This is a genomic window from Mulberry dwarf phytoplasma, from assembly GCF_056504655.1.
Genome location: NZ_CM151418.1, coordinates 266608 through 288221, shown reverse-complemented (window position 1 = coordinate 288221; position 21614 = coordinate 266608). Strand labels below are relative to the sequence as shown.

13 protein-coding genes, 12 tRNA genes and 3 rRNA genes are annotated in these 21614 nt (G+C 32.3%); 9 read left to right on the top strand and 19 right to left on the bottom strand.

Annotated elements, in window-relative coordinates; translation table 11 throughout:
- Positions 1 to 541: 541 nt before the first annotated feature.
- Positions 542 to 754 (bottom strand): tengu-su inducer, encoded by a 213-nt coding sequence (locus tag JAHGCCOI_RS01450; protein WP_212775600.1) that lies wholly within the window; start codon positions 752 to 754, stop codon positions 542 to 544.
- Between the two features lie 390 nt (positions 755 to 1144).
- Between JAHGCCOI_RS01450 and JAHGCCOI_RS01445 the strand changes: the two genes are divergently transcribed.
- The 7 genes from JAHGCCOI_RS01445 to JAHGCCOI_RS01415 all read left to right on the top strand — a co-directional run bounded on the left by JAHGCCOI_RS01445 (position 1145) and on the right by JAHGCCOI_RS01415 (position 6524).
- Positions 1145 to 1726, top strand: a complete 582-nt coding sequence (locus JAHGCCOI_RS01445; RefSeq protein WP_479492203.1) for a hypothetical protein — start codon at positions 1145 to 1147, stop codon at positions 1724 to 1726.
- Between the two features lie 385 nt (positions 1727 to 2111).
- Positions 2112 to 2810 (top strand): ABC transporter permease subunit, encoded by a 699-nt coding sequence (locus JAHGCCOI_RS01440; protein ID WP_479492202.1) that lies wholly within the window; start codon positions 2112 to 2114, stop codon positions 2808 to 2810.
- A complete protein-coding gene (locus tag JAHGCCOI_RS01435) occupies positions 2803 to 3549 on the top strand; it encodes an amino acid ABC transporter ATP-binding protein (RefSeq protein WP_479492201.1) in 747 nt (248 codons plus the stop codon). The genes JAHGCCOI_RS01440 and JAHGCCOI_RS01435 overlap by 8 nt, the downstream gene beginning before the upstream one ends.
- Before the next feature lie 202 nt (positions 3550 to 3751).
- Positions 3752 to 4714, top strand: a complete 963-nt coding sequence (locus tag JAHGCCOI_RS01430; RefSeq protein WP_227807025.1) for a transporter substrate-binding domain-containing protein — start codon at positions 3752 to 3754, stop codon at positions 4712 to 4714.
- A gap of 185 nt (positions 4715 to 4899) precedes the next feature.
- Positions 4900 to 5451: an ABC transporter permease subunit gene (locus JAHGCCOI_RS01425; protein WP_479492200.1), complete on the top strand. Its 552-nt coding sequence runs from the start codon at positions 4900 to 4902 to the stop codon at positions 5449 to 5451.
- A gap of 227 nt (positions 5452 to 5678) precedes the next feature.
- The gene (locus JAHGCCOI_RS01420; RefSeq protein ID WP_479492252.1) at positions 5679 to 6044 is read left to right on the top strand and encodes a restriction endonuclease subunit S; all 366 of its coding nucleotides are present in this window, start codon (positions 5679 to 5681) and stop codon (positions 6042 to 6044) included.
- Between the two features lie 60 nt (positions 6045 to 6104).
- The gene (locus JAHGCCOI_RS01415; protein ID WP_227807027.1) at positions 6105 to 6524 is read left to right on the top strand and encodes a restriction endonuclease subunit S domain-containing protein; all 420 of its coding nucleotides are present in this window, start codon (positions 6105 to 6107) and stop codon (positions 6522 to 6524) included.
- A gap of 263 nt (positions 6525 to 6787) precedes the next feature.
- Here JAHGCCOI_RS01415 and JAHGCCOI_RS01410 read toward each other — a convergent pair.
- The 18 genes from JAHGCCOI_RS01410 to JAHGCCOI_RS01325 all read right to left on the bottom strand — a co-directional run bounded on the left by JAHGCCOI_RS01410 (position 6788) and on the right by JAHGCCOI_RS01325 (position 15912).
- A tRNA-Phe gene (locus JAHGCCOI_RS01410) sits at positions 6788 to 6863 on the bottom strand.
- Between the two features lie 2 nt (positions 6864 to 6865).
- Positions 6866 to 6941: transfer RNA gene (locus JAHGCCOI_RS01405), tRNA-Asp, on the bottom strand.
- 5 nt (positions 6942 to 6946) lie between these two features.
- A tRNA-Met gene (locus JAHGCCOI_RS01400) sits at positions 6947 to 7023 on the bottom strand.
- 17 nt (positions 7024 to 7040) lie between these two features.
- Positions 7041 to 7131 (bottom strand) — tRNA-Ser (locus JAHGCCOI_RS01395).
- Between the two features lie 7 nt (positions 7132 to 7138).
- Positions 7139 to 7215, bottom strand: a tRNA-Ile gene (locus JAHGCCOI_RS01390).
- Position 7216: 1 nt separating this feature from the next.
- Positions 7217 to 7293, bottom strand: a tRNA-Met gene (locus JAHGCCOI_RS01385).
- Positions 7294 to 7331: 38 nt separating this feature from the next.
- Positions 7332 to 7407, bottom strand: a tRNA-Ala gene (locus JAHGCCOI_RS01380).
- Between the two features lie 4 nt (positions 7408 to 7411).
- A tRNA-Leu gene (locus tag JAHGCCOI_RS01375) sits at positions 7412 to 7497 on the bottom strand.
- Between the two features lie 66 nt (positions 7498 to 7563).
- Positions 7564 to 7639 (bottom strand) — tRNA-Lys (locus JAHGCCOI_RS01370).
- A 7-nt stretch (positions 7640 to 7646) separates the two neighbouring features.
- A tRNA-Thr gene (locus JAHGCCOI_RS01365) sits at positions 7647 to 7722 on the bottom strand.
- A gap of 52 nt (positions 7723 to 7774) precedes the next feature.
- Positions 7775 to 7850, bottom strand: a tRNA-Val gene (locus JAHGCCOI_RS01360).
- 25 nt (positions 7851 to 7875) lie between these two features.
- A 5S ribosomal RNA gene (gene rrf, locus JAHGCCOI_RS01355) occupies positions 7876 to 7984 on the bottom strand.
- Positions 7985 to 8019: 35 nt separating this feature from the next.
- A 23S ribosomal RNA gene (locus tag JAHGCCOI_RS01350) occupies positions 8020 to 10884 on the bottom strand.
- 63 nt (positions 10885 to 10947) lie between these two features.
- Positions 10948 to 11024, bottom strand: a tRNA-Ile gene (locus JAHGCCOI_RS01345).
- 105 nt (positions 11025 to 11129) lie between these two features.
- Positions 11130 to 12662, bottom strand: a 16S ribosomal RNA gene (locus tag JAHGCCOI_RS01340).
- The 16S, 23S and 5S rRNA genes sit together here with 12 tRNA genes alongside, the layout of an rRNA operon.
- 734 nt (positions 12663 to 13396) lie before the next feature.
- Positions 13397 to 13981, bottom strand: coding sequence for a class I SAM-dependent DNA methyltransferase (locus tag JAHGCCOI_RS01335; RefSeq protein ID WP_212509196.1), 585 nt, complete (start codon positions 13979 to 13981; stop codon positions 13397 to 13399).
- A gap of 157 nt (positions 13982 to 14138) precedes the next feature.
- Complete coding sequence (locus JAHGCCOI_RS01330; protein ID WP_479492199.1) at positions 14139 to 14465, bottom strand: ABC transporter permease subunit; 327 nt, start codon at positions 14463 to 14465, stop codon at positions 14139 to 14141.
- Positions 14458 to 15912, bottom strand: a complete 1455-nt coding sequence (locus tag JAHGCCOI_RS01325; RefSeq protein WP_479492198.1) for a substrate-binding periplasmic protein — start codon at positions 15910 to 15912, stop codon at positions 14458 to 14460. Before JAHGCCOI_RS01325 ends, JAHGCCOI_RS01330 begins: the two co-directional genes overlap by 8 nt.
- Positions 15913 to 16931: 1019 nt before the next feature.
- Here JAHGCCOI_RS01325 and JAHGCCOI_RS01320 point away from each other — a divergent pair.
- Together JAHGCCOI_RS01320 and gyrA are read left to right on the top strand one after the other, a co-directional pair.
- Complete coding sequence (locus JAHGCCOI_RS01320) at positions 16932 to 18947, top strand: DNA topoisomerase subunit B (RefSeq protein WP_227807029.1); 2016 nt, start codon at positions 16932 to 16934, stop codon at positions 18945 to 18947.
- Between the two features lie 84 nt (positions 18948 to 19031).
- Entirely contained in the window at positions 19032 to 21539 is a 2508-nt protein-coding gene (gene gyrA / locus JAHGCCOI_RS01315) for a DNA gyrase subunit A (protein ID WP_227807030.1), read from the top strand.
- Positions 21540 to 21614: the final 75 nt, after the last annotated feature.

The following is a 21614-nucleotide window of genomic DNA, read 5'->3' as shown; positions in this document are numbered from 1 at the left end:
GTCAGTCCACTTATGCATTCCAGCTAAGCTTTGAATTTCTTACGACTACTACGATTCTGCTTTTTCCTTGAGACTAAACACTTAAGTTTATTTTAGATGCTTTTATACTTTTAGCAAATAACTTTTAGGAAGATAGAAGTTACTCTAATTTCTTACCTTAATAGTTTTAGGAGAGATAACCACAATTAATATACAAAAATAAAAAAATTATGTGGTTGTGGTGGTTTTAGGTTTAGCAATTTTGCTTGCCGCTTAAATTAATAAGTGTTAGTAAATTTTATATACGCAAAAAATATATAAACTGCCCTAAAATATAAGGTATCAACTGTTTTTCCTTATAGCTACTGCCCGTTTTTTTCTCTTAGGCTTATTGCAAAGCTTTTCCATGACTATTTTCAACTCGCAAATCCAAACGATAAACAGTTTCTCGTTTTTTTGCTTTTATTTTCTGCTATAATCTATCTTGCTTTCACAAAATAGACCAAAAATATGTTGTACTGCATTACTAATTGCAGTTGTAAGTGGTTAATTTACTAAGAAATTAGGCATCTTTCTCGCCCTTTTGCAATAAATCTTGACATTGTATTTTTATTTGTTCTGTTTGATTCTCTTTAGTTTCAATTAGAGTTATCACGTTTTCAATATCATCATCTTGGTCAGCAAAAATTAAATAATTGTGATTTAAAAATAGCAAAATAGCCCAAAAGCCAGCAAATATTAACAGTTTTGCTTTATTTTTTTTGAGTTTTACCATAATTTATATATCACCTGCTTTCTTTATATGATTTTATTTCCAACTTAACATTGAAATAAAATTTAAAAAATTAAAAAGGCAAATACAAAAATAGAAAATAAATAAATTTTAAAAATCATCTTTGTAGAATCATCAAAAAATGTATTTATTCTCATGCTAATTATAACACAAATTAAAGTTAAAAATGTAATATTATAATAAAATCACTGCATTTTATTCAATTTTAACAAACTAAATCTCGATTAAAAATTAATTAAATATTAAAAGAATAATTAATTCAGGTCATTTTAAAACGGTTTTTTAGATACAAAACATTTAAAGTATGATATAATAAACCTACAGGATGATAGTTACTTTAAGTTTGTATATTTTAATTAGGAGGTTTTATAATTGTTAAAAAAATCAGTTAAAAACAATTATTTAATTTTCTTGATAGTAATTACATTTGTGTTTATTTCATGTTTCTTATCAGCATTTATTCCAAGTGCTTTTGCAGATGACAAAAAAGATCCAAAAGAAAAAACAACTCCTGTATCTGAATCACCACAATCACAAGGACCAAAATTAGAGGTAGCAAATTATAATTTAGTTCAAAGCGTTCAAGATTCTTTAAATACAAAAACATCATTATCATGTTCTTACGTGGCTTACAAAACAAAATTATATTTAAAAGTCAAAAATCCTAAATCTCAATCTGAAGTTGGAACACTTGTAGAGTTTCTATATTCTAGCGTTCTAGGAGTTGATTATTGGGAAGATGTAGAAGTAGAAAGTTTTGATAAATGCACATATGATGATGATAATACAAAAGCAAGTTTAATAAGCATATTAACAACTGTTTTTAAAGAAGCTAAAACACTTTTAGCCAATGTAGATGAATCTTGTCTTCCTTTAGTAGAACAATTAAGTGATAAACTTTTTGCAAGTTGGATACAAGATACAATAAAGAATCTTTGGCCAACTAAAGCTTAATAAAAAAATATTAAAATTATAAATTAAATTATTGAAAACAACCATTTACGGCATTCCCGTAAATGGTTTTTATTTTATCAATTTCATTTAACAAAAATATCAAAAAACAATAATTATGTAAAAAAACACCATCACCAAACAAATAATGTGTTATAATAAAGACATTAAAACTTAAATGAAATATTTTTTCTTTTGAAAAAAATTAATAAATTCAATAACTATTAAATTAACTAATTCACAAAGTGAATTTTAAAAAATATTATGAAATTTATTATCTTACATCAAAACCAAAGAAAATAACAAATAATTTAAGTAAAATTGTATAAAATTATATCAAAAAATACAATTAAATATACAAAAAAGGAAGAAACTGTGGAACGATCCTATGAAAAACTGCTATAATTTATTTATAAATAATCTACCCTCATATTGGAATGTAATTTGTACTACTATAACCCTTGCTTTTTTAGGAACATTAGGGGCTTTTTTGTTATCTTTATGGCTCCTTTATATCAAAGGAATCAGAAAAAAGAAACGGATAAGATTTTATGAGAGATATTTTTACAAAACAATAGATATTGTCTTATATTTTTATATCTTTTTTGTTAAAAGTGTCCCTATGATGTTACAAGCAATGCTTGTTTTTTATGGACTTAGAAGAACTGGTTATTTTGAATGGTTAGAACCTTTTCAAGCCGCACTATTTATCCTTATTTTTAATTCTTGCGCTATGTTAGCAGAATTTATGATTAAAAATATGTCCTTTTTTGACCCTGGTCAAATTGAGGCATCCCTAGCTTTAGGAATGACTCGCAAGCAAGCTTTTAAACGTGTTATATGTCCTCAAGTAATCCATCAATCTTTACTGCGAATTATCAATGAATTTATTCTAAATATCAAAGATATTTGTGTTTTTTATGTAATTACAGTTGTAGATATTTTTACTTTTAGCAAAAACAATTATAGAACATCAAATAATTTTGGTTTTTTAATCAACGCATCTTTAATATATATAATTTTAATTTTCATCTCTTCTTATCTTTTAAAAAAATTAGAAACCAAATTAGGTAATAAAAATGCATAATATCATCGAAATTACAAATCTCCAAAAAAAATATGGCACTAAAGTTGTTTTAAAAGACATTAATTTAAAAATCAAACAAAACGAAATTATTACTTTAATAGGGCCTTCAGGAGCTGGTAAATCTTCTCTTTTAAGATGTCTTAATTTATTGGAAGAACCTGATTTTGGCACTATTTTATTTGAAGGCACAAATATCTTAAATCCAAAATATAATGTGTATAATTTAAGAAAAAAAATTGGCATGGTTTTTCAACATTTCAATTTATTTGCCCACAAAAATGTCTTGAATAATTGCACTTTGGCACTCACAGAAGTATTTAAAAAAAGCAAAGAAGAAGCACAAAAAATAGCACGCGAAAAATTACAAAAAGTAGGACTCTTAGATGTAGCATCTCAAAGCATTCAAACACTTTCAGGAGGACAAAAACAACGGGTTGCAATTGCAAGAGCCTTATGTATGAATCCAGAAATAATTTTATTTGATGAACCTACCGCTTCTTTGGATCCACAATTAACTAAAGAAGTTCTTGATATTATGACTAATTTAACTCATGAAAAAATAACTATTATTTTAGTAACTCATGAAATTGCATTTGCTCAAAAAATTTCTGATAGAATTGTTTTTATGGCAGATGGCATAATTTTAGAAGAAGGAACTCCACAACAAATCCTTAACAACCCTCAAAGTGATAAATTAAAAACTTTTCTCAAAGATGCTTCTTTTAATAAATACAAATGATTCAAAAATAATAAATTTAAAATAGGCAAGCCAAAAAGAAAAACTATAATCAAAAAAAATATTAAATAAGGTGTTTTAATAAAAACGAGTAAATAACAAAAGTGATAATTTTATAATTGACTAAATAAATATTATAAGTATAATTTTTTTAATTACAAAAACTTTTATTAATAAAAAACATAATCCCAAAAGAGGTAATAAAATGAAACAGAATAAAAATTTAATTATTAGTTTAGTTGTTGGTGATTTTGTAATTTTATACATAATAGGAGGAATTGTATGGTGGCAACTAACAAAAGATAAAACAACTACTCAAACCACCCCAACCGAAGAAATTGCATTAAATGGCGATTTAGTAGTAGGAATGGAACTTAAATACGCTCCTTTAGAATGGTTTACTATGGGAAACAACGAACAATACAAAGACCAAATACATCCTATTCAAGGAAAAAAAAATGGATTTGCTTGTGGTTATAATGTAGCAATTGCTAAAAAATTAGCTAAAAAGTTAAGTAAAAAATTAATTATTAAAAAAATAGATTTTGATGGATTATTTAATGCTTTAACAAGCAATGAAGTAGATTTAGTTATTGCAGGACATACCAAAACCCCTGAAAGAGAAGAAACAGTTGCTTTTTCAGACCCTTATCATTTTGGATCAGTTAAAGTTATCTTACACAAAGATTTAGAAGTAGAAAAACTTGCAGATTTAAAAGAAAAAAAAATAGCTTACCAAAAAGATTCTGCACACGAAAAAAAAGCAAAAATGATAAGCGATCATCCTCAAGAATTACAAGATTTAAATGCTTTTAATTTAGGATTACTAGCAAAAACAATTGATGGTTATATTTTAGAATCTGATGTTGCAGAATTATTTATATCAAAAAATCCAACATTAGCAAAATCAATTCCAAACATCGATAACCAATTAATGGAAAAAATCAAAGAATATTATGACTCAAACCCTCAACTTACAAAAGAAGAATGCCAAACTTTCCAAAACACCAAACAATCACATATAGCAATCAAAAAAGAAAATGAAAAATTAACAAAAGAGGTCAATAAAGCATTAGAAGAACTACATTTTACACAAGATAACCAAACAACTCAAGCATTAAAATTAAAAGTTGTTCAATATGCAAAAGATGAAAATGCTAATTTATAATAATGTCAAATATTTTTAATTGGTTTAATTTATTAAAAAAATTATTAAAAATATATTATCCATTATATAAAGAAGGCTTTGAAACCACATTTAAAATTGCTTTCTTTGGTACCATAGGAGCTTTTATAGTATCTTTATGTGTGCTTTATATTAAAGGAATCATAACTCTTAATAAACATACAAAAATGAGTTTAAAAAAACAATATTTCTTTAAAATACTTGATAAAAGCATTAATGTTTATATTTTTATTATTAAAAGTATTCCTATGATGTTGCAAGCAATGTTTTTTCATTTCGGACTCAAAGGAACTGGTTATTTTAAATGGTTAACTCCATTGCAATCTGGTTTATTTGTAATTATTTTTAACTCAGCTGCTTATCTTGCTGAAGTTATGATTAAAAATATGGAATTTTTTGACTCTGGACAAATTGAAGCATCATTATCTTTGGGGATGACACAAACACAAACCTTTAAAAAGGTTGTGTGTCCCCAAGTTGTCCGTAAATCTTTATTAAGAATTTCTAATGAATTTATTGTTAATATCAAAGATAGTAGTGTTTTTGGAGTTATTGGCATAAATGAACTTTATAATGCAGGAAGCACAGTAAACGCATCTGTTGCAAGTGCAAATGCAAAAATATTGGCTTTAATAGTGCCTGTCTTTGTTTATTTAGTTTTGGTGTTATTAGTTTCTTTGTTATTGAAAAAAATAGAAAAAATAAGTGATAGAAAATAAAATTATGTTTTTGTACATAATTTTATTTTTCCATTTGTTTATATAATATTAATAGTGAAAGTGTAATTTAAAAAAGTATATAAATATTATTAAATATTTTGCTTTAATACAACAAAGATAAAAAAAGATAAAATATTTAATAATGTAGATATATTTATAAAAAGTTCAATCATAAAAGAGAGGTAAAAAATGTCTTCTAATAAAACAAATATAAAAAAAATAAATTCATAAAAATTGATTCTGGAGAGAAAAAACCTCCTAAAAGTCCAAATGGTAAATACCCAATAATGGGAGGAAATAAAAAAACATATTCAAAAGGTAAAAGTGAAAGAGCAAATCAAAACGCAGGAACCATAACCATAGGAAGAGATAGCGGATATGTTCATTATCACGAAAAACCTTTTTGGGCATTGAGTAATTGTTTTATTATAAATAGAAAAAATATAAAAGATTTAGAATATCAAACTTTATATAAATTATTACAAAAAAATCAAAAAGGCATTAAAAATTTAAAAAACTTAAATAAAAAAGGTAAAAATATTAAAACCAAAGATTTAGAATTTTTTTTGAACAATATATTAAATGTTTTTTAAGTAATATTTCTTTGCAAAAATATTTTACAATTAAAAATATTCACGGAGAACATCAAAAACATGAACCATCTGGCAAATACTTATGGAACCCATGGAGGAAAAGGACAAAAAAAGGAATATTGTAATAAATATAATACAGTCTTTTATAGCGTAATAATTACAAGAGGAGGAAAACAAAAAAATATTTGTTATCACAATGAACCTATTTTTGCCACTAATAATTGTTTTGTAATGATGTGTAAAACCGAAACTATATGTAAACATTTATATAACTTTCTAATACAAAAGCAAGAAGAAATTAATAATTTTAGTTGTGTCCTGAATGCAAATCCATATTATATGGGAAGTAAAAATGATCTGCTTTTTTATCTACAAGATTTTCCTTCATATTTGGAAAATTTAGAAAAACAAACCAAAGAACCTAAGACTAAAGAAATAATAGAAAAAACAATCAAACAAATAGATAAAATAAAAAAATGAACTTTTAGGACGTTTGGAACAAATCAAAAATGTAGACGAATGTTAATTTTAAGTTGTATTTATAATTTATATTAATAAAAAAACCACCCCAAAAGGTGGTTTTAATTTTATATTCTGTAGTCTCATATGGAAATAATTTTAAAATAGTTATAATATTTAATAAAAGACAATATAAAAAGATAAAAGTAGCCTTTTTGGGGATACTCATTTGTTTATTTGGCTTAAGAAAGATATAGTTAAAAAAATAAAATCAGAAAATAATATGGTGGCTCCGGACAGAATCGAACTGTCGACACGAGGCTCTTCAGGCCACTGCTCTACCGACTGAGCTACAGAGCCTATGGCGGTCCGGACGGGACTTGAACCCGCGATCTCCTGCGTGACAGGCAAGCATGTTAACCACTACACCACCGGACCAATTTTGGTTGCGGGGATAGGATTCGAACCTATGACCTTCGGATTATGAGCCCGACGAGCTACCAAACTGCTCTACCCCGCGGTATAATATTTAATTGATGGCGGAGGAAGAGGGATTCGAACCCCCGCGTCCTTTCGGACCTCTCAGTTTTCAAGACTGACCCCTTCAACCGGACTTGGGTATTCCTCCAAAAAAATGGTGGACCCGGTAGGATTCGAACCTACGACCAACCGGTTATGAGCCGGTAGCTCTGACCAGCTGAGCTACAGGTCCATGGTAGCGGCAGAGGGATTCGAACCCTCGACCTCACGGGTATGAACCGTACACTCTCGCCAGCTGAGCTACACCGCCATCATTTTAAGATTAATATATTAATGTTAATGTTTTTATGGTGGAGCTTAGCGGGATCGAACCGCTGACCTTCTGTGTGCAAGACAGATGCTCTTCCAGCTGAGCTAAAGCCCCAAAATGGTACCTGGAGTCGGACTTGAACCGACACGGCTATAAACCATGGGATTTTAAGTCCCACGTGTCTACCGATTCCACCATCCAGGCAAACATATAAACATTTTTTGTATTTTATATAAAAATAAAAAAAGAAAAAGAAAGATTAATAAAAAGTGGTATCCCGTGAAGGAGTCGAACCTTCGACACCTTGATTAAAAGTCAAGTGCTCTACCAGCTGAGCTAACGGGACAATAAAGTGGTGCCAAAAACAGGAATCGAACCCGTAACCTACTGATTACAAATCAGTTGCTCTACCTATTGAGCTATTTTGGCAATAAAATTATTGTTTTTCTATAAAAAAAGAATAAAAAAGATAGTAATTGTTTGGTAGAGGATGAGGGACTTGAACCCCCGACATTCTGCTTGTAAGGCAGACGCTCTCCCAACTGAGCTAATCCTCTTTTTTATTCTTTTTTATAAAGCAAACCTTGGCACTCCCTATCTTCGCTCAATAAAGAACTATTGTCAGTACTAAGGACTTAACTGCTGTGTTCGGGAGGGGAACAGGTGTTGCCCCTTAGTTTTATGCACCAAGGATCTTTCAAAACTAGATAAACGTTGGTATTTAAAAAATCAAAGTCAATGGGTCTATTAGTACTAGTCAGCTGAAAAGATCACTCTTCTTACACCTCTAGCCTATCAACCTGATAGTCTTTCAGGGACCTCATAGGGAAATCTCATCTTAAGGGAGGCTTCACACTTAGATGCTTTCAGTGTTTATCCCTTCTATACATAGCTACTCAGCTGTGGCTCTGGCGAACCAACTGAAACACCAGCGGTATATCCATCCCGGTCTTCTCATACTAGGGACAGTTCCTTTCAAATTTCCAACGCCCACGACGGATAGAGACCGAACTGTCTCACGACGTTCTGAACCCAGCTCGCGTTCCGCTTTAATGGGCGAACAGCCCAACCCTTGGAACCTTCTCCAGCTCCAGGATGCGATGAGCCGACATCGAGGTGCCAAACCGCTTCGTCGCTGTGAACGCTTGGAAGCGATAAGCCTGTTATCCCCAGGGTAGCTTTTATCCGTTGAGTCACGGCCCTTCCATTCGGTACCGTAAGATCACTAAGTCCGACTTTCGTCCCTGCTCGACTTGTAAGTCTTGCAGTCAAGCTCCCTTGTGCCTTTATGCTCTACAAATGATTTCCAACCATTTTGAGGGAACCTTCGAACGCCTCCGTTACTCTTTAGGAGGCGACCGCCCCAGTCAAACTGCCCACCAAACACTGTCCCTCACATTACACATGTGCAGGTTAGAAACTAAAAATAACAAGGGTGGTATCCCAAGGATAACTCCAGAAAAACTAGCGTTTTTCTCTCACAGTTTCCCACCTATCCTGTACATCTTATTTCCAATTTCAATATTAAGTTGCAGTAAAGCTCCATGGGGTCTTTTCGTCCTGTCGCGGGTAACCGGCATTTTCACCGGTAATTTGATTTCACCGAGGCTCTTGTTGAGACAGCGCCCAAATCGTTATGCCTTTCGTGCGGGTCGGAACTTACCCGACAAGGAATTTCGCTACCTTAGGACCGTTATAGTTACGGCCGCCGTTTACTGGGACTTCAATTCAATGCTTCGTTGCCTGACATCTCCTTTTAATCTTCCAGCACCGGGCAGGCATCAGCCCCTATACATCACCTTGCGGTTTAGCAGAGACCTATGTTTTTGATAAACAGTCGCTTGGGCCTATTCTCTGCGGCTTTTAGTTTTAATAAAAGCTCTCCTTATCCCTAAGTTACGGAGTAATTTTGCCGAGTTCCTTAACAAGAGTTTGCTCGCGCGTCTTAGTATACTCTACCTACCCACCTGTGTCGGTTTGCGGTACGGGTAGTTAATCAATTAGCCCTAGAAGCTTTTCTTGAAAGTATGACATCAATCACTTTACTTTCAAACCTTGTCTTTAAATGAGAAAACGGATTTGCCTGTTTTCTCAGACTTAGTTTTTATACCCCAATCCAATAAGGGGCGTGTTTAGCCTGCTTTGTCCCTCCGTCAGTTGATTAACTAGTGCAGGAATCTCAGCCTGCTTGCCATCGATTACGGATTTCTCCCTCACCTTAGGACCCGACTAACCCAGGGAGGACGAACCTGGCCCTGGAAACCTTGGGTTTTTGACGGATAGGATTCTCACCTATCTTTTCGTTACTTACACCGGCATTCTCACTTCTGACCTCTCCACCACTGCTTCCGCTATGGCTTCACTGATGTCAGAACGCTTCCCCTACCATTCAAATAACTTCTTAGTTATTTGAATCCGTAGCTTCGGTATGATGTTTTAGCCCCGGTACATTTTCGGCGCAGAGTCATTCGACTAGTGAGCTATTACGCACTCTTTAAAGGATGGCTGCTTCTAAGCCAACCTCCTAGTTGTTTAAACGTCTTCACTTCCTTTGCCACTTAACATCAATTTTGGGACCTTAGCTGACGGTCTGGGCTCTTTCCCTTTTGACCATGGACCTTATCACCCACAGTCTGACTGCTGATTTTAATTGGTAACATTCGGAGTTTGATTGAGTTCGGTACCCCGAGGTGGAGCCCTTACTCATTCAGTGCTCTACCTTCACCAAATTACTAAATCAACGCTAGCCCTAAAGCTATTTCGGGGAGAACCAGCTATCTCTGAGTTCGATTGGAATTTCACCCCTAGCCACAAGTCATCCAAACACTTTTCAACGTGTCCTGGTTCGGTCCTCCATTTAGTTTTACCTAAACTTCAACCTGCTCATGGCTAGCTCACTTCAGTTTCGGGTCTATGACATGCAACTAAACGCCCTATTAAGACTCGCTTTCGCTACGGCTCCGTTCCTTAAAACTTAACCTTGCTCCATATCATAACTCGCCGGTTCATTCTGCAAAAGGCAAGCCATCACACATTAACGTGCTTTGACTAATTGTAGGCACACAGTTTCAGGATCTATTTCACTCCCCTTTCGGGGTTCTTTTCACCTTTCCCTCACGGTACTAGTTCACTATCGGTCACTAAGAAATATTTAGCCTTAGGAGATGGTCCTCCCATCTTCCGACAAGATTTCTCGTGTCTCGCCGTACTTATTGATACCCTAGATTTTAACTTACGTTTACGGGACTGTCACCTTCTTTGGTGCTTCTTTCCAAAAGCTTCTACTTCGTTAAAATTTTGTAACTAGAAATGGTATCAGGCTGTTCCGGGTTCGCTCGTCACTACTACCAGAATCGTTATTACTTTCTTTTCCTGCGGTTACTTAGATATTTCAGTTCGCCGCGTTTCCTTTCTTCTAACAAGATAAATCGTATTAGAAGAATATTACATCTTCAATGTAATGGGTTTTCCCATTCGGAGACCCACGGATCTTCACTTATTTACAGCTTCCCGTGGCGTTTCGCCGTTAATTGCGTCCTTCATCGGCTCTTAGTGCCAAGGCATCCACTGTGCGCCCTTAGTTCCTTTGATTTTTTAACCTTCGTTTATCTACTTTTCAAAGAGCTTTTTTAAGATTTTGCCTATTTGTGGTTATGGTGGGCCTAAATGGACTTGAACCACCGACCTCACGCTTATCAGGCGTGTGCTCTAACCAACTGAGCTATAGGCCCTTAATCTTAAAAAGATTAAAATGTTGCAAATACAATTTGCAAGCAAGTTACAATGAAAAACTTTCTTAAGTCTCTCAAAACTGAAGATGATAATTGTTTCCTTAGAAAGGAGGTGATCCATCCCCACCTTCCGGTAGGGATACCTTGTTACGACTTAACCCCAATCATCGACCCTACCTTAGACGGTTCCCTCTTCTTGCGAAGTTAGGCCACCGGCTTTGGGTATTGCCAACTTTCGTGGTTTGACGGGCGGTGTGTACAAACCCCGAGAACGTATTCACCGCGACATGCTGATTCGCGATTACTAGCGATTCCAACTTCATGAAGTCGAGTTGCAGACTTCAATCCGAACTGAGACTGTTTTTTTGAGATTCGCCAAAAACTTGCGCTTCAGCTACCCTTTGTAACAGCCATTGTATCACGTTTGTAGCCCAGGTCATAAGGGGCATGATGATTTGACGTCGTCCCCACCTTCCTCCAATTTATCACTGGCAGTCTTGCTAAAGTCCCCACCATTACGTGCTGGTAACTAACAATAAGGGTTGCGCTCGTTGCGGGACTTAACCCAACATCTCACGACACGAGCTGACGACAACCATGCACCACCTGTGCAACTGATAACCTCCACTGTGTTTCTACAGCTTTGCAGAAGCATGTCAAGACCTGGTGAGGTTTTTCGGGTACCTTCGAATTAAACAACATGATCCACCGCTTGTGCGGAGCCCCGTCAATTCCTTTAAGTTTCATACTTGCGTACGTACTACTCAGGCGGAGTACTTAATGTGTTAACTTCAACACTGGTTTTACCCAACGTTTAGTACTCATCGTTTACGGCGTGGACTACCAGGGTATCTAATCCTGTTTGCTCCCCACGCTTTCGTGCCTCAGCGTCAGTAAAGACCCAGCAAGCCGCCTTCGCTACTGGTGTTCCTCCATATATTTACGCATTTTACCACTACACATGGAATTCCACTTGCCTCTATCTTACTCTAGCTAAACAGTTTTTATAGCATCACAATGTTGAGCATTGCACTTAGACCATAAACTTATTTAACCGCCTACGCACCCTTTACGCCCAATAATTCCGGATAACGCTTGCCCCCTATGTATTACCGCGGCTGCTGGCACATAGTTAGCCGGGGCTTATTCATTAGGTACCGTCAGAATGATTTTTCCATCATTTATTCTTCCCTAATAAAAGAACTTTACGTACCGAAATACTTCATCGTTCACGCGGCGTTGCTCGGTCAGAGTTTCCTCCATTGCCGAAAATTCCCTACTGCTGCCTCCCGTAGGAGTTTGGGCCGTGTCTCAGTCCCAATGTGGCCGTTCAACCTCTCAGCCCGGCTACACATCATAGTCTTGGTAGGCCTTTACCCCACCAACTAACTAATGTGACGCAAGCTCCTCCCTAAGCATACCTATTGCTAGGTCTTTTAAAAACAAGAAGATGCCTTCTTGTCTCCTATCCAGTCTTAGCAGTCGTTTCCAACTGTTATCCTCGTCTTAGGGGCAGATTGCTTACGCGTTACTCACCCGTTCGCCACTAAAGTTTAATTGCTTAAACTTCCGTTCGACTTGCATGTATTAGGCACGCCGCCAGCGTTAATCCTGAGCCAGGATCAAACTCTTCGTATGTTACAAAATTGATGCATCAAAAATTGCTTTTTGGTGTCAATTTTAAGGTGTTAAAAAATAATTAAAAATATTCGTTAATTATCATCTTCAGTTTTCAAAGATTAAGGTAGTTTTGGTAAAAATTTGTGAAAAAATAAATTAAGAATAAATAATCAAAATATGCAATTTAGCAAGTTACAAATAATTAAAAAATAATTAAAAGTTGTTGTTTTTGCTTTCAAAAAATGTTTTCAAAGCAAATAAAATCGCAATACCTTTTTTATTATATCACATAAAAAAACAAATAGCAAATGTTTTGTTGCTTTTTTTTCAAAATTAAAAAAATAATTGAAATTTGGCAAAATAATTGCTAAAATAAATGGCAAATGTTTGGATGGTTTTAAGATTGGATTCCGGCAAATTTGGTCTGTCGAAATTGCGCTTCAAAAACGCACAACATAATTACTATAATATTATAACAAACATTTTAGGATTTGGCAAGTAAAAAAATACTTTTGTTAAATTTTGTGCAAAATTATATTTTTTTGTAAATGTTTTGGGATATCGATGAAAAATTTGTTATTAAAAAAAGATCAAAAAGGAGATGGTATATTTTTAAATAAAACTTTGAGAACCACTAAAAGCGTTTTGTTCGTTTTGTTGTTGTCTAACTGTTGCGTTGCGTTTCTTTAAACAAATAAAAAACCTTAAAAATAAAAAAACAATCCATCAATGGATTGTTGCTATTTGAAAGTCTATATTCGTTTTAATTGTGTTTGGAAATAGCTTTTTACTTCTTCCATATTGAGTTGTTTAGGTTTGAGGTTCCCTTTTTCGTTGGCTTGCATAAAGGTTTGTTTGTACCACAATAATAACTTTTGATAGATACAAAAATCTAGATAATAATTAGTGGATGGAGTTGGTACAAAGTTGGGGTGGGGGTTGGTTTGGGATTTGGCTTCTTGTTGTTGTTGTTCTAAACATTTTAATGCCACCAAAAACCAAGATAAAGAAGTGTTGTAAGGCATAAATCCTTTTATTTCCCATTGAATACAACACTCCAATATCAAGATAAAATCAGTGTTAATAAGGCAATATTTGTGTTTATTGGCATAAAACAAATGAAAACTATTAATATAACGCTTTCTTTGTTGCATCTCTAATACCCATAAATCAAATGATAAATAAAAATAATTTCTTTTCATATCTAAAAACGGTTGCATAGCTTTATTATTTTTGCAAGTATTTAAACAATGATCATACATACCAAATTCTTTTCTTAAAGCACATAAAGCAAGATCAGAGGCATAAGGATAAAGTTCATAAGGTATAATTCTCAATTTTAATATCTCCTTATTTTTAAATACTTTCTTTTAATAGTAAAAGTTAATTGTTTTGTTGGTTGTGTGGTTTGGTTGTTTGGTGGTTTTTTGATTTTAATTTATAAAAGAAGTAAAATAAATATTTATTAAAATGTTAAAAAATGCTTTTTTCTTATTATATCATTTTCTTTTTAGTTTTTTTATCTAAATAATTTGTCATTCTTACTAAAAATAAATAAATGATACTTACAATAAAATAAGGAGTAATTTGATCATAATCAAATACTTTATTTCTATCTGCTTGCCAAATAAAGCCCATAAATCCAACAACAGAAAATAATGCAGTGTCTTTAATATTTAGAATAAATTGTTGCCAAATAAAAGGTTTAGTTCTTTGTAATCCTTGTTCAAATAAAATATATTTAAAGACTTGTTTTTGATTCATTCCTAATGAATAAGCAGCCTCAATTTGTCCTTTATCCAACATTTTAATATTATGCATGAATAACCTTAGCAAAATTAGCAATAGTATTTAGAGAAATAACTAATAAAGTAGTAATAAAAGGAGTAGCTAAAAAAGGATAAGGAGGATTTTTTAAATAACCAAATAAGGATAATAAATTCCAACATAACAATGCTTGAACCATAATAGGAACAGCATTTAGAAAAATAAATAACTCATCAATTAATTTAGATAGCCCTTTATAAAGATAAAAAGCTAATAAAGAATTATTTTTTTTATTTTGTTTTTCTGCATAAATCTTAATTTTAACAAAAAGCAAAGTAATTAAAAATCCTACAATAACACTATCAATAGCCACCATAAAAGAAAAAACAAACGGTTTTTTATAAGTTGGTAATGTTTTCCAAACTTTTTGCCAAAAAGTAATTTCAGTTTTTTTATCACCATTAGAATTATTTGATTGTTTTATTTGTATATAATCTTGGGTAGCTGGTTTTAAAAAATTCTCATTATAATATTTTGTTTGTTCTGACTGATCAAAACTTTTATAAACATCTTTAACAGCTTGTTGGAATTTTTCTTCTGATACTTTAGGATTGTGTTGTGCTTGTCTAATGAAAAAACCAAAAGGCTCAAAGGCAGGTTCTGCAAATTCATTATCTACAAATTCTAAAGTGATAAGTTCGCCTGTTGTATCACTATTAGCAATACCTTGAGCAACTGGAGTATCAGTAATAAAACCATCTACTATGCCATCTTTAACTGCATTAACACAAACAGCAGAATCTGGATTAGTTAGTACTTTAGGGTCTGCTTCAGTACCTTCATATTTAAAATTATTTTTATGTTTTATTAGATGGTCTTTTTCTATTTGTATATGAAAAACAGCTCCTTCCATAAGCATTAATTTTATTTTTTCATTGTCTTGTAATTTAACATTATTGTTTTTTAAAGTTATCAATTCTTGATTGGGTAATTTAAATTTTTGAAAAAATTCTTTTTTATTCTTTTTAATTAAAATACTTGCTGTTGCTTTTAAATAATCAATTCCTTTAACAACTTCATTACGTCTAGGAGTATTATTCATAGAACCAATTATAAAATCTACTTGTCCACTTGTTAGAGCATTTAGTACTCCTGTAAAACTACTATAAACTTTAATATCTAATTTATAACCTAGTTTGCCTGCTAAAGCTTTACAAAATAAAACATCAGAACCGTTAACATATTGTCCATCTACAGTTTTTAAACTACCTCCAACACCTTCCTTACCATCAAAAGCTAAAGGAGGCATAATATTAATAGTTCCTAAAACTAAAGTATCTGTTTTGTCACTTGTATTATCATTAGTTACTTTTTTTTCAAAGACCCCAAAAACATAAAGATGCATTAATACCCACGACCAAAAGCAAATATGAATTAAATTAAATCTTAGAATGTGTTTTTTATTTTTTCGTATATATCCAATAATATTGCTGTCTTGCATAAACGAGATACCATAAATCTTTTACTTTCTATTTTTTTATATAACAAATTTAATTTACCATTAACTATAACATAACATAAAAAAGATGCTTAAATAAACTTATTTAATAAATAAATTTTTTGCCTTTAAAATACCTTGCAAAACTGTTAAATTAATTTATTTAAATATTTTTTTATTCACAAAACTTATAAAAATAGAAAACTACCAAATGGTAGTTTTCTATTATAAAGATATTAAATTATTATTTATTTTGTTTTTTAACTTAACGTAAAGAACTGTTCCTACAGTTGAGAAAAGAACAAGTAATACTAAACAAACATATACTAAAACTTCTTTTGTATTAGTGCCTTTAGTTTATTTTTGTGTAGAGTTTTGAGTAGTTTGAGCTTGTTCTTTATTGTTGTTTTGAACTGTTTCTTCAAGAGTTTCAGTAAGTTTGTCTTTGTTTAAAGTTTCGGTTGATTTAGTTTCAACTTGAGTTTTTGCTACTTGAATTGTTGTTGTTTCAGTTGTTAGTTCTGCTCCAACTGTTTGATAAGTATTAAATAAAGAAATAAAAAGTACACTAAAAAAATAAACTAAAAAATAAAGATTTTTTCTTGCCTAAGCTTACTATTTGCATTTATGCTTGTCCTTCCTTTTGCAATATTAATATTAATATAGTAAAACAAAATTGCTATACTTCTATTATAACTCAAAAAGCCAATTTAGAAGTATTTTTTACTCAATAATTGTAAAAACCACAAAATAACTAGTTTTTATGTTATAATATGTTGTGATTAAGTTGTATAAAATATCATCTTTTTATCCAAATTATCAAAAACAATAATAAATATTTTACCAAAAATAATGAATTAAAAAATAATTGGTAAATGTTTTTCATAATTAATATTTTGCTATTTGCAAAGTTTTTTATTTATCTTTTTACATGTTTTTTATGTTTTACAATTTTATTTTTATTCTTTATTCTTTAATCTATTTTTAATATTTTATAAATTTCCCAAAAAGGAGCTATTCTTTTGAAAAATTACAATGCCGATAGTATTCAAATTTTAGAAGGTTTGGAAGCAGTTCGCAAACGACCAGGAATGTATATTGGTTCAACTGCTCAAAAAGGACTTCATCATTTAGTCTGGGAAATCGTTGATAATTCCATTGATGAAGCTTTAGCAGGACACGCTAACAACATTACTTTAGAAATCCTACCTGGAGAAATTATTAGTGTTTCTGACAACGGTAGAGGAATCCCAGTTGATATTCATCCCAAAACAGGAAAACCAGCAGTAGAAACAATTCTAACTACTCTTCATGCTGGAGGAAAATTTGACAGTTCTTCTTACAAAGTTTCAGGAGGACTTCATGGTGTAGGAGCCTCTGTGGTAAATGCTCTTTCTACTTGGTTTACTGTAGAAATTCATCTCAATAAGCAAATCTATTTTCAAAAATACGAAAAAGGAATTGCAGTTTCGCCTTTGGAAGTAATTGGAAAAACTAACAAACGAGGAACTACTATCCAATTTTTAGCAGACCCTGAAATTTTCCAAGAAACTACCATTTATAACTTTGATACTCTCAAAGAAAGAATGCAACAATTATCTTTTTTAAACAAAGGTCTTAAATTAAACATTGCTGACAAAAGATACGAAAAAGAAACTGTTTTTAACTTTTGCCATGAAAAAGGTTTGCAAGACTACCTAGATTTTATTAACACTAGTCACAAACAAACTCCTTTTCACGAAATTTTTTATCTGGAAAAAGAATCCCAAAAACTAGCTTTTGAAATTGTCTTTGAATACACTACCCAAATTCGTCCCCCTAAAAAAGATGCACAAGGAAACAAAATAGAAGAAAAAGAAGGCAAAGATGCTATTCCTAACTACACCCAAAGCCAAAAAATCTTTTCTTTTGTTAACAATATTCCTACTCATGAAGGAGGAACTCACGAAGAAGGCTTTAAACTAGCCCTAACCCGTGTTATTTCTAAATATGCTAAGGAATTCAATCTTTTAAAAAAAGACGAACATTTATTAAGTGAAGACATCTTAGAAGGAATTACTGCTATTATTTCTTTAAAACATCAAGACCCTCAATTTGAAGGACAAACTAAAGCCAAACTAGCAAATACTGAAGTAAGACAAATTACATCCCAATTATTTGGCGAATTTTTAGAAAAATATTTATTAGAACATCCCCAAGATTCAAGAAAAATAATTGATAAATGTCTTCTTTCTGCAAATGCCCGTCTAGCTGCTAAACGTGCTCGTGAAGTAGTAAGAAACAAACCCCTTGATTCTTTAGGTTTTGCCTCCAAATTAGCTGATTGTAGAAGTAAAGACCCTCATATTTCTGAACTATACATTGTCGAAGGAGATTCAGCGGGCGGTTCTGCTAAACAAGGAAGAGACTCGCGTTTTCAAGCTATCCTTCCTTTACGTGGTAAAGTCCTTAATGTAGAAAAAAGTCTAGATGCCAAAATTCTTACCAATAAAGAAATTAAATCCTTAATACAAGCAATTGGTGCAGGAATTAACATTGGTAAAGGCAAAGACTTTAATATGGATAAAATCCGTTATCACAAAATTATCATTATGACAGATGCCGATGTTGATGGAGCTCACATAAGAACTTTACTATTAACTTTCTTTTTCAGACATTTCCGTAAATTAATTGAAAAAGGCTACATCTATTTTGCTCGTCCTCCTTTATACAAATACCAAAAAGGAAAAGGCGCTCCAAAATATTTTTATGATGAAAAAGCCAAACAAACTTTTGCAAATAAAAACAACTTAAAAGATGGTTTCCAAAGATACAAAGGACTTGGAGAAATGAATCCTAATCAACTTTGGGAAACAACTATGGACCCAGAAACTCGTACTCTTCTCAAAGCAAGCCTCAAAGATTCCCTTAATGCTTTAAGTGATGAAGAAGCCTTAATGGAAGCAGACCAAACTTTTAACATGTTAATGGGAGAAAAAGTCTTACCAAGAAAAAACTTCATCTTAGAAAAAGCCTTAGAAGCTGATTTAGACGTTTAATTATAAATAATTATTTTATACAACTAAAACTAACAAACTATAACATCAAATAACAACTAATATATATTTAAAAAGAGGTTAAAAATGAGCGACCAAAAAACTCAAAACAATGAAGCCAACAACCACAAAGACCACGATCATGGCAACATTCAAGAAGTAAACTTAAGCGAGGAGATGAAAAAATCCTTCTTAAGTTATGCAATGAGCGTAATTGTATCAAGAGCTTTACCAGACATTAAAGATGGCTTAAAACCAGTCCAAAGACGTATTTTATATAGTATGAAAGAATTAGGCGTCTACAGTCACGCAAGCTACAAAAAAGCAGCTCGTGTAGTTGGGGATGTTATGGGTAAATACCATCCTCATGGAGATTCAAGCATTTATGAGGCAATGGTAAGAATGGCTCAAGATTTTAGTTACCGTTATCCTTTAGTAGACGGTCATGGAAACTTTGGTTCAATTGATGGCGACAAAGCAGCAGCTATGCGTTATACTGAAGTTAAAATGGCAAAAATGGCAATGGAACTAATCAAAAACATTGACAAAGACACAATTGATTTTGTTGATAATTACGATGGTACTGAAAAAGAACCATTAGTACTTCCAACAGCTCTTCCCAACTTATTAATTAACGGAGCTACAGGAATTGCAGTAGGAATGGCAACCAAAATCCCTACTCATAATTTAGGCGAAGTCATTGATGGTTTAATTAACTACATTAATAATAAAGACATTTCCATTGATGAATTAATGCAACACATCAAAGGACCTGATTTTCCTACTGGTGGCGAACTTTTAGGCTTACAAAGTTTAAAAAGCGCTTATCACACCGGACAAGGAGCTGTTATCTTAAAGGCTAAAAGTCACGTTTCGGAAGAAAGAGGAAAAACTTCAATCATTGTTACAGAAATTCCTTATCAAGTCAAAAAAACTGATCTAATTGAAAAAATTGCTTTTCTAGTTAAAAACAAAATAGTAGAAGGAATCACAGACCTTAGAGACGAATCCAGTCGCAAAGGAATGAAAATTGTAATCGAACTTAAAAGAGACGCAAACAGTAAAATTATTCTTAACAAGCTTTACAAACATTCACAATTAAGAATTTCTTTTGGTATCAATATGGTTGTCTTAGTTGGAAAAACTCCCCAATTAGTTTCTTTAAAACAAATCTTAGAAGCTTTTTTCAATTTCCGCATCGAAGTTATTAACCGCCAAAAAAGCTTTGAACTCAAAAAAGCAAGCGCAAGAAAACATTTAGTAACAGCTCTTATCACTATTTTAGAAGACATCGAAACTGCTATTAAACTCATCAAAACTTCTACAGATGTCAAAGAAGCCCAAAGCAAATTAATGCAAAGATACAATTTTGATGAAATACAAAGCAAAGCCATTTTAGAAATGAGCCTCCAAAGACTTGCTAACCAAGAAACTCAAAAACTTATCACTGAAGAAAAAAACCTCACTCAAGAAATTTTAGAATGCCAAAGTATCATTGATTCCCAAAAGAAAAAAGAACGCATTTTAGAAAAAGAACTTCTAGAAACGAAGAAAAAATACCAAGATGACAGAAAAACTACCCTCAATTTTGATGCTCCCCTAAACTTTGAAGACGAAGACTTAATCGAAGAAAAACCTATCATTATTACAATCACTAACAAAGGCTACATCAAAAGCATGGATATTGATACTTACAAACAACAAAAAAGAGGTGGGCAAGGCGTTTCTGGTATGAAAATCTACGAAGAAGACTTTATTGAACATCTAGCAATTACTTCTACTCACGATTATCACTTATTTTTTACTAACAAAGGCAAAGTCTATCAACTCAAAGGCTACGAAATTCCTTTAGGTCAAAGACAATCCAAAGGAAGCCATCTTGTTAATTTCTTACCATTCGAAAAAGACGAATTTTTAACTTCTTTCACCAGTGTTAAAAACTTTGATCAATCCCAAGATTACTTATTCTTTGCTACCAAAAAAGGCATAGTCAAAAAAACACCTCTCAAAGAATACAGCCACATTTCCAAAAGAGGCCTTATTGCAATTAGGTTAAAAGAAAACGATGAAGTCCTTACAGTAAACAAAACCACAGGCACTAAAAATATCATTCTAGCATCTAACAATGGCAATGCTATTTGTTTTTGTGAAACCAAAATTAAAAGTATTAGTCGCAACAGCATGGGTGTAATTGGAATGCGTCTTGGAAGTGATGAATTCTTAGTAGGAGCTGCTTTATTTGACGCTGATTCCAAAGAACAAAACATTTTAGTAATGACTGAAAACGGCTTTGGAAAAATCACCAATGTCAACCAATACCGCATTCAAGCACGTAGTGGCAAAGGCTCTAAAACTATCAAAGTAAACGACCAAAAAGGAAGACTTATTACCCTACAAGTTGTCCTCCCTACAGATGATCTTATTGTTTCTTCTGACAAAGGACAAGTAGTAAGAGTAGCAATTGACCAAATTACCAAAACCAAAAACAAAGCTACCCAAGGAACGCGCATCATCAAATTAAAAACAGGTCATAAAGCAGTTTCAGTAGCAGTTGTCAAAAAAGAAGTAATTGATGTAGATGGTGTAGAAAATTAATTTTAAACCAACAACAAAAGACAAAACACAAAAGACAAAACACCAAAGGAAAAAGAAAAACACTAAAGGAAAAAG